An 8352-nucleotide genomic window follows, 5' to 3' on the forward strand; every position below is an offset into this window, starting at 1 on the left:
ACGGAAACATCCCAAGCACCCCACGCTTCAAACAATGCTCCCCCAACACGGGAACACCCCAAGCACCTCATGCCTCAAGCACTACTCCCTCCAAAACGGGAACACCCTCAAGCACCCCACGCTTCAAGCAATGCTCCCCCAAAGCGGAAACATCCCAAGTACCTCACGCCTCAAGCACTATTCCCCCCAAAACGGAAACATCCCAAGCACCCCACGCTTCAAACAATGCTCCCCCAACACGGGAACACCCCAAGCACCTCATGCCTCAAGCACTACTCCCTCCAAAACGGGAACACCCTCAAGCACCCCACGCTTCAAACAATGCTCCCCCAACACGGGAACACCCCAAGCACCTCATGCCTCAAGCACCACGATCCTCTGACGTCGCATCCTTTGGAATTACTGGCACAACTTCAACACGTGAAACTGTTTTAACATCACCTCCAGCATCTCCAGTAACTTGCAGAGGCAAAACCTTTGCAAGAAGCGAAAAAAAAGGCACGGGATTATTAAGTGCATGATATTGCAAATAAGACACAAGTCCATCTTCACCATAATGGTATCCAGCATGTTCAGCCGCTGTAAGAAGGGCTTCATTAAACCGTCTTGTTGTTTTATTTACCGAACCTTTTGGCCGTCCTCTTCGGCGCAAAGGAACGCAATTTTCACCTTTTGCCATCATATTCCTTTAGGTCAATAAAAGCTGACCTCATGGTTAAACATCAGCAACACACTACCGAGAACAATCAATAAAAGCTTAAAACAGTTTCTTTCCAAAGGATTTTTTCCCTTAGAAATCTCTTACCAGACAATAAAACTTAGAAAAAACGGAGAAGATAAAGTCTAGAAAGCTCTAAACTCATTCCCCCTTAAAAATTCCACGGAAACCATAAAAATTGAAAAACTTCCAATCTGAGGAACCCTCACGATGACAATGCCTCATTTACCCTTGTCATCTCACTTGGCTTCCCACACTTCCTCTGCCCATGGCTGCCTGCCAACATCAACTTATTGACAAGCAATCACTGCGCACATGCAATTATAATCTATTTGCAACCATTTTATTTGATATGTTAACCACGTTTTTATTTGATATGTTAACTACATCTGGTTTGATTATATTGATCAAATTTGACTTGATTGTATTACTGATTTGACTTGATTGTATTACTGAACCCAATCGTATTCACTGAATTCGGTTGTGCTTTATCAAGCTAAGCCTGATTAATCTCCATTAAAACGCACAATTCCGATTGTATAATTATGCTAGCATTTTAGATTCACCTTGTCAACTTTTAGTTTTCATCACTATTTTGACGCATTTTCCAGTATTTTTTCGGGCAAAAAGACTAACTGATCGCCTTCTTTTGCAATTGTCACATTTGTTTCATCATGAATTTGTCCAAACAAGATACTTTCAGCCAATGGGTCTTGAATTTCTTTTTGGATAACGCGTTTGAGCGGTCTTGCACCATAGAGAGGATCATATCCTTTCTGCGCAAGGAATTGTCGAACTTCTGGTTTAACATGCAAAGTTATTTTGCGTTCATTAAGCAAATTTTGCAATTGTTGTATCTGAATATCGACGATTGCTTCTATATCACTGCGTTGCAATCTCTGAAAGAGAATAATTTCATCAATACGGTTAAGAAACTCTGGACGGAAAGCGGCTTTCACGACATTCATGACATCGTTTTTAGCATGATCGGTTGTTTGTCCATCAGGCAAAGCGGTTAAAAATTCGGCACCAAGATTTGATGTCATAATAAGCAAAGTGTTCCGAAAATCGACGGTTCGTCCCTGACTATCGGTCAAACGTCCCTCATCGAGCACTTGCAGTAAAAGATTAAAGATATCAGGATGCGCCTTTTCGATCTCATCGAACAAAATGACCTGATACGGTCTTCTGCGCACAGCTTCTGTAAGGACACCTCCTTCTTCATATCCAACATACCCAGGGGGTGCTCCAATCAATCGAGCACCAGCATGTTTTTCCATATATTCAGACATATCGATACGTAACATTGCATGAGGGTCTTGGAAAAGGAAAGCGGCAAGTGCTTTTGTTAATTCGGTTTTTCCAACACCTGTGGGTCCTAAGAACATGAATGATCCGATGGGTCGATTTGGATCTTGTAGCCCTGCACGAGCGCGTCGAACGGCACGCGCAACAGCTTGCACAGCTTCACTTTGACCAATAACATGCTTTCCGATTTCGTCTTCCATACGTAGCAAAGCTTCTCGCTCTGCTTCCAACATGCGATCAACGGGAATTCCAGTCCAGCGTGAGACGACCCGTGCCACATGTTCAGCGGTCACAGTTTCTTCGACGAGATTATTTTGTTGGTCATCATTTTCAGCAATTCTCAGCTGTTTTTCGAGTTCAGGAATAAGACTATAAGCCAATTCTCCAGCTTTTTGAAACTGACCATTGCGCTGCGCGATAGCCAAAGCATTTCGCGCTTCTTCGATTTGTTTTTTCAAATCCGCGGCATGACCTAATTTTTGTTTTTCTGCCTGCCAAGCGGTTGTCATTTCGGCTGATTGCTGCTCCAAAGTTTCGAGTTCATTTTGCACCGTTTGCAGTCGTTCTTTTGCAGTTGGTTCCACATCCGTTTTCAACGCTTCTCGCTCGATTTTGAGTTGTAAGATTCGCCGATCGATTGCATCGAGTTCTTCAGGTTTTGAATCGACCTGCATCCGCAACCGCGCTGCAGCTTCATCGATAAGATCGATGGCTTTATCGGGTAAGAAGCGATCGGTAATATAGCGATGAGACAAGCGTGCTGCAGCAATTAAAGCACTATCAGCCAATCGCACTTTGTGGTGTTGTTCGTATTTTTCTTTAATTCCGCGCAAAATAGAGATTGTATCATCCACTGCTGGCTCGGGCACAAAGACGGGTTGGAATCGCCGTGCAAGAGCGGCGTCTTTTTCGACATATTTTCGATATTCATCCAGCGTCGTTGCGCCAACACAATGGAGTTCTCCGCGTGCGAGCGCTGGTTTTAAGAGATTGGAAGCATCCATAGGACCATCAGATTTTCCAGCTCCAACGAGATTGTGCAATTCATCAATAAACAGAATGATCTGACCATTTTCGGCTTGCACCTCAGCGAGTACTGCCTTTAAGCGTTCTTCGAATTCCCCTCGATATTTTGCCCCTGCGATAAGCGCACCCATATCGAGAGCATAGAGTTGCTTATCGCGCAATGTTTCAGGCACATCTCCATTAACAATACGCAGTGCCAACCCTTCAATGATTGCGGTTTTTCCCACCCCAGGCTCCCCGATGAGAACGGGATTATTTTTGGTTCGCCTTGAGAGCACTTGAATTGTCCGACGAATTTCTTCTTCTCGCCCAATAACAGGATCCAGTTTTCCTTCCCGTGCATCTTTCGTCAAATCACGCGCATATTTTTCCAAGGCTTCATACTGGCTTTCGGCACGTGGACTTGTTGCTGTTTTTCCTTTCCGCAAAGCATTAATAGCCTGATTGAGCGCTTGTGGGGTTAATCCTGCTTTGGTTAAAATATCGGCTGTTTTTGCGGTTTTTTCCATAATCAGCGCTTGCAACACGCGCTCGACTGTCACAAACTGGTCTCCTGCCTTTTGTGCGAGATCTTCTGCAAGAGTAAAAACCTTTGCCAACGGCTGTGAAAGATAGAGTTGCCCATTCCCCCCCTGCACTTTTGGCAAAACATCGAGTGCTTCTTTGAGTGCTTTTTGAATGAGGGATAGATCACCACCAGCTCTTTGGATCAAAGAAGCAGCCAATCCTTGAGGGTCCTCTATCAACACCTTGAGGAAATGTTCAGGCATAAACTGCTGATGATCTGAAGCGAGGGCATTATTTTGTGCTGTCTGAAGAAAACCCTGAAGCCGTTCGCTATATTTTTCTAGGTTCATTTTTTTTCCTTTCGTGACTCTTCCCACACTTTTTCATTTTCTCAACCGCTTTGCAAAACGCCCTACCAAGACCGACAAAATCGCATATATACCGACGAACAATTCCACATAAAAAAAACTGTAATGCTTAGCTCAATATGGGTTTTTACAAGAAGGAGTACAAGAGAAAAGCGCTTCTCTGAAAATTTTTACAAGAGCTCTTGGATGGCAAAAATGACACAAATAGAACATAAAAAGAAGAAAAAAAGACCTTATTTAAGAAGAGTACCAGCCTCTCTTTTTCAAGGTTACCAAAAATTTTTTTACTGTTTTTTTACTGTTTCTTTCTGCTATTTCAATATCCCAATGCTTGGATTTTATACTCAATTTTCTCTTTCAAGAACCTTGCATTTTTTGCAAAACTGCAAACACCCATCCTCCCTTCAGCTCCAAACCTCCATGCTCCCTTAAAATTTTCTTCTCGTTTATTCTTCTTTATCTATTTTTTGCCTTTGATCTGCTTTTCCCCCAGCAAATGTGTTCATGCTCCTCCTCTCCTGCTTTCTTCCCCCCCTTTTTACTTTCTTCTTCTCGTTTATTCTTCTTCGTCCGTTTTTTGCGGCGGCGGCGGCAAGATATAAGAACCAGACAGCCACCGATTCAGATCGATTGCGCGGCACCTTGTTGAACAAAAAGGATAAGCATCTTTCTGTGACATTTGACCACAAATTGGGCAAGGATGCGTAGGACGTACTGGGGATAACTCTTTTTGCATAAAATTCAGCTTTATTTACATGAAGAAATTTGGATTTACATTAAGTTTTTCATTATTGTTATCACTGTTATCACTGTTATTATTATTATTTTGTGTATTTTACCACATTATCTTTTGGTGGCATTATCTATTTTTCCACATTGCCCATTTTAGTTACAAGCACACATGACTTGCACACATAACCTGACAGTTTTCTGATTTTTTTCTCGGTCTTGTTATCTTTTGACTATATTTTGACTGTTTTACTCTTTCACTCGTATTTTTCTCTCATTCTGTTTTTGCAGCCCAATGAGGGAGAACAGGATAATGATAAGCTGTCAAGAGATCCATTGTTTCAGCCAATGGAAGTCCTACCACATTGGAATAGGAGCCAGCGATATTGACAACAAAAGCGCCTGCTTTCCCTTGGATAGCATATCCCCCAGCTTTTCCCTGCCACTCTCCAGAAGCCAGATAAGCCTCCATCATAGAAGAGGTTAATCGTTTAAAACGGACACGACTTTCGACCAATTTTACGGTTTTTTTCCCACATTCATTCAGCGCGCAAATAGCACCATATACTTTGTGGGAACGCCCCGAAAGGAAGCGCAAACATTCATAAGCTTCGTCTTCTCCCTGTGGTTTAGGCAAAATGACGCGCCCAACAGCCACCACTGTATCCGCGGTTAAGATCACAGTTTTGTTTGCTAATAAATTCTCTTCGCTCTTTTGGTTATGCCAGAGCAAAACTTCGTGTGCCTTTAGCGCCTTTTCTTTTGCCAAACGTTTTGCAAGATTTGCAGGATGCTCTCTTAATTTTGGTGTTTCATCGATATTTGTTGCATAAACCTGATGAGGATCAAGACCAATTTGCGCTAAAAGCGCCAAACGGCGTGGCGAAGCGGAAGCAAGCACCAACTGCGTTTCCCCTATATGAGGTTTTTTTAAACAGGTATCTCTTATGATTCCCATTCTGATCCCCCTCAGAGTGTTGTTTCAACCACCACGTGATGAATTTTAATAACAGCAATCTCTTTTGTGAACGCAGCTTCTTTATGCACACCAGCCCTGCACATTCACTGTATAGTTTTCAAACTTCTGCTTCACTGTATGCTTTTCACTTTTTGATCTTTTTTGATTTTTCTTTTTTTAAGAAACATCTAAAACTGTTTGTAAAGCATCATTTTTTATAAAAAGTGAAGATCTGCCATATCTACTTATAGCGATAAGTAATACGTCCTTTTGTCAAATCATAAGGGGTCATTTCGACCATAATTTTATCACCTGCTAATACACGAATACGATTTTTTCGCATTCTCCCTGCGGTATGAGCGATAATTTCGTGATCATTTTCCAACTTTACGCGAAACATTGCATTAGGGAGAAGTTCGGTCACAACACCAGAAAACTCCAACACTTCTTCTTTGGACATAAATAATGACTTCCTTTAAAATTTGTACATTGATCTTTATTTCTTCACTTAATCTTTATAATTCACGCATTTCTTTTTACTTTACGGAATTATTTTGCAGTGTTCATACCTTATTTTTCTGATTTTGTGAACAAAAATCCGACGGAAAGAAAAGGATTTTCTTTTTATATTTATTGACTGGCGTTTTTTAAAAATCTTGAGCATATTTTTACTGACAATTTCAGCTCGATTTTGCTAACATACATCTTAAGGGAGCATCTCAAATAAACTGGCATGATACGTAATTACACCAAGATGCCCTTGTTAGGGAAGATATATTCTCTCACTGCTCTCTCCCCTCTCTCTCAAGCACCCCTCTCTCAAAGATTCTTTCCCTCCAAACCTCTCTCAAACATATTCTCTTCAATTTTGTTTTTCACCCTATTTTTGCCCTATCTTTACCTTATTTTTAGAAGCGTCCCTGCCTTATTCTTTTTTATTTTTCAACGTGCTGTGCTCTCTTCTCTTCAACACATTCTTCACTTGTTTCCTTAATTTACATTATTGCTTTTTGCAGCCCTATTTCTTTTTACATTGCCTTGTGTATTCCCTGATACACCGCATTCATAACGCGCGCTCTTTCTGCTGCTTTCCTCTTCAAAATGCCTCAATTAAATTATATCCGCTCATTATTATCAATAAACATATGAGCAAAAGCATCCCCTTTTAGAGCAAATGCTGTAAAGAACCACTCAAACAATGAAGTGTTTTGACACCAACAACGAGGCTCATTTTACACCATTGCACAATACAATGAATCCATGCAGCACAGCGTAAATTTTTATTGGCAACTCAAAAATATTTTTTACAGAAATACAGAAAATCTTATAAAAGAAAACACGACTATACGTTTTTAAGTTTATTGCTCAAACACTGGGAACACTTTGTTTTCAAAATGCTTTTCATAAAAAAGAAGCGGTAAATTGACAGTACCGCCTCTTTATTCATAATGCTTAATCCATAATGCTTACATGTTATATCCCGCATATAACTCACAAAGCTTTTTAATATTAAGAAGAGAACCAATCCACTAATAACTCATATTCTACTGGATCATCGGCACATTGCCCGCTTCCACATTCAAGTATGGTAGAAACCAGATTTGCTGCAATTAAAAACACGAATACGCCGCTTACAATTTTATGGAACATTGGGAAATGAGAAAACAATTTAAATTCGTACGGCAATTCACTTAAAATTAAGATGAAGATAACTGCAAGAATACAAAGAACCGAAATAATAAAAGCCCAAGTATAAAAATGAAACCCTAGGAACATTGAGCCATATCCAAGATCGTCTGGTGTAATATGTAAAAATATCTGCCGAGCAGCAATGATACTCGTCACCATACAACCGAGGATAACCATACTATAGTGGGTATTTTTAATTTTGTGATGAATATTGAGTAGAAAACCACAGCCTGCAAGTATCAAACCAACGCGTTGAAGAAGACAAAGAGGGCATGGCAGCTCAAACTTGACCAGTTGATAATAGAAAGCGACCAACAAAACAATGGATAAGCCAATAAGTCCTAAACAATTAATAAAGATAACACAATGGTGATTTTTTTGTTCAATATTTTCCATGATTATTCTCTCAAAAGCACAAATTTAAAACAGAAGTTGCATGATGATTAAAGGTAAGAAGGATGACAACAAACAAAACTGTCCAAAGAATATAACTGATATTTTTTTTGCCACATATAGTAGCTATTGCTAAACTTAAAGCGATTAAAAATGGGAAAAACATAACCCAAGCACTCCTTGAATATTGTAAAAATGTGAGCCGTATTACGGAGTTATTTGGCAAAAGAGAGGCTATAAATTGACTATCCACAATTCATTCTTTACATTTTATCGTCTCACAAGAATGAATGTCACCAAAAGCATTTTTCTTTCAAATATCCCTTCCAACAAGAAGAAGCATATTTTTATCACTTTTATCCTTATGATAATAAATAATTTTTGTTAAATGATGCAGATTTATAATCTCTTTTTACAACAATAAATTTTCTTATTTTTGACTTATTTTATTATCAGGATTTTTTTATTTATGGCAAAATCATTGCTAAAATTAGGCAACAACTTGGACTGGAATATTTCCTGCATATTGAAATGACTTTCTGTCTTTTCATTTCTTGTCTTTTAAGGAATAAACTGCTTCTTTTTTAGAAAAAAGCATAAAACTTTTAAACATCTTATAATATTCAGAAGGCTTTCACTTATCCTTATCCCACCTT

General features: G+C 39.7%; 7 protein-coding genes and 1 pseudogene. 1 reads left to right on the forward strand and 7 read right to left on the reverse strand.

The features are described from left to right. Positions 1 to 361: 361 nt before the first annotated feature. Both ACMFKV_RS02480 and clpB read right to left on the reverse strand, forming a co-directional pair. Entirely contained in the window at positions 362 to 679 is a 318-nt protein-coding gene (locus ACMFKV_RS02480) for a hypothetical protein (protein ID WP_336288182.1), read from the reverse strand. A 629-nt stretch (positions 680 to 1308) separates the two neighbouring features. Continuing rightward, complete coding sequence (clpB, locus tag ACMFKV_RS02485; protein ID WP_336288159.1) at positions 1309 to 3909, reverse strand: ATP-dependent chaperone ClpB; 2601 nt, start codon at positions 3907 to 3909, stop codon at positions 1309 to 1311. 204 nt (positions 3910 to 4113) lie between these two features. On the opposite strand from clpB, the gene ACMFKV_RS02490 reads away from it, so the two are divergent. Beyond that, a complete protein-coding gene (locus ACMFKV_RS02490; RefSeq protein ID WP_413154421.1) occupies positions 4114 to 4359 on the forward strand; it encodes a hypothetical protein in 246 nt (81 codons plus the stop codon). A 124-nt stretch (positions 4360 to 4483) separates the two neighbouring features. Here the strand turns inward: ACMFKV_RS02490 and yacG are convergent. The 5 genes and pseudogenes from yacG to ACMFKV_RS02515 form a co-directional block, all read right to left on the reverse strand. Then, positions 4484 to 4654: pseudogene (yacG, locus tag ACMFKV_RS02495) on the reverse strand (DNA gyrase inhibitor YacG); the annotation flags it as partial. Between the two features lie 276 nt (positions 4655 to 4930). Further along, positions 4931 to 5614 (reverse strand): Maf family nucleotide pyrophosphatase, encoded by a 684-nt coding sequence (locus ACMFKV_RS02500; RefSeq protein ID WP_413154422.1) that lies wholly within the window; start codon positions 5612 to 5614, stop codon positions 4931 to 4933. 241 nt (positions 5615 to 5855) lie between these two features. Next, positions 5856 to 6074, reverse strand: coding sequence for a translation initiation factor IF-1 (gene infA / locus ACMFKV_RS02505; protein ID WP_010702900.1), 219 nt, complete (start codon positions 6072 to 6074; stop codon positions 5856 to 5858). A gap of 1049 nt (positions 6075 to 7123) precedes the next feature. Continuing rightward, a complete protein-coding gene (locus ACMFKV_RS02510) occupies positions 7124 to 7699 on the reverse strand; it encodes a disulfide bond formation protein B (protein ID WP_336288163.1) in 576 nt (191 codons plus the stop codon). Positions 7700 to 7709: 10 nt separating this feature from the next. Further along, positions 7710 to 7862 (reverse strand): DUF5993 family protein, encoded by a 153-nt coding sequence (locus ACMFKV_RS02515; protein ID WP_336288164.1) that lies wholly within the window; start codon positions 7860 to 7862, stop codon positions 7710 to 7712. Positions 7863 to 8352: the final 490 nt, after the last annotated feature.

Source organism: Bartonella propinqua (genome assembly GCF_047263965.1).
Lineage (GTDB): Bacteria > Pseudomonadota > Alphaproteobacteria > Rhizobiales > Rhizobiaceae > Bartonella.

Bases quoted from the DNA above. Each gene is read 5' to 3' on its own strand.
- ACMFKV_RS02490 (WP_413154421.1), top strand. From the start codon at position 4,114: ATGGCAAAAATGACACAAATAGAACATAAAAAGAAGAAAAAAAGACCT.
- ACMFKV_RS02500 (WP_413154422.1), bottom strand. From the start codon at position 5,614: ATGGGAATCATAAGAGATACCTGTTTAAAAAAACCTCATATAGGGGAA.
- ACMFKV_RS02515 (WP_336288164.1), bottom strand. From the start codon at position 7,862: ATGTTTTTCCCATTTTTAATCGCTTTAAGTTTAGCAATAGCTACTATA.
- infA (WP_010702900.1), bottom strand. From the start codon at position 6,074: ATGTCCAAAGAAGAAGTGTTGGAGTTTTCTGGTGTTGTGACCGAACTT.
- ACMFKV_RS02510 (WP_336288163.1), bottom strand. From the start codon at position 7,699: ATGGAAAATATTGAACAAAAAAATCACCATTGTGTTATCTTTATTAAT.
- ACMFKV_RS02480 (WP_336288182.1), bottom strand. From the start codon at position 679: ATGGCAAAAGGTGAAAATTGCGTTCCTTTGCGCCGAAGAGGACGGCCA.
- clpB (WP_336288159.1), bottom strand. From the start codon at position 3,909: ATGAACCTAGAAAAATATAGCGAACGGCTTCAGGGTTTTCTTCAGACA.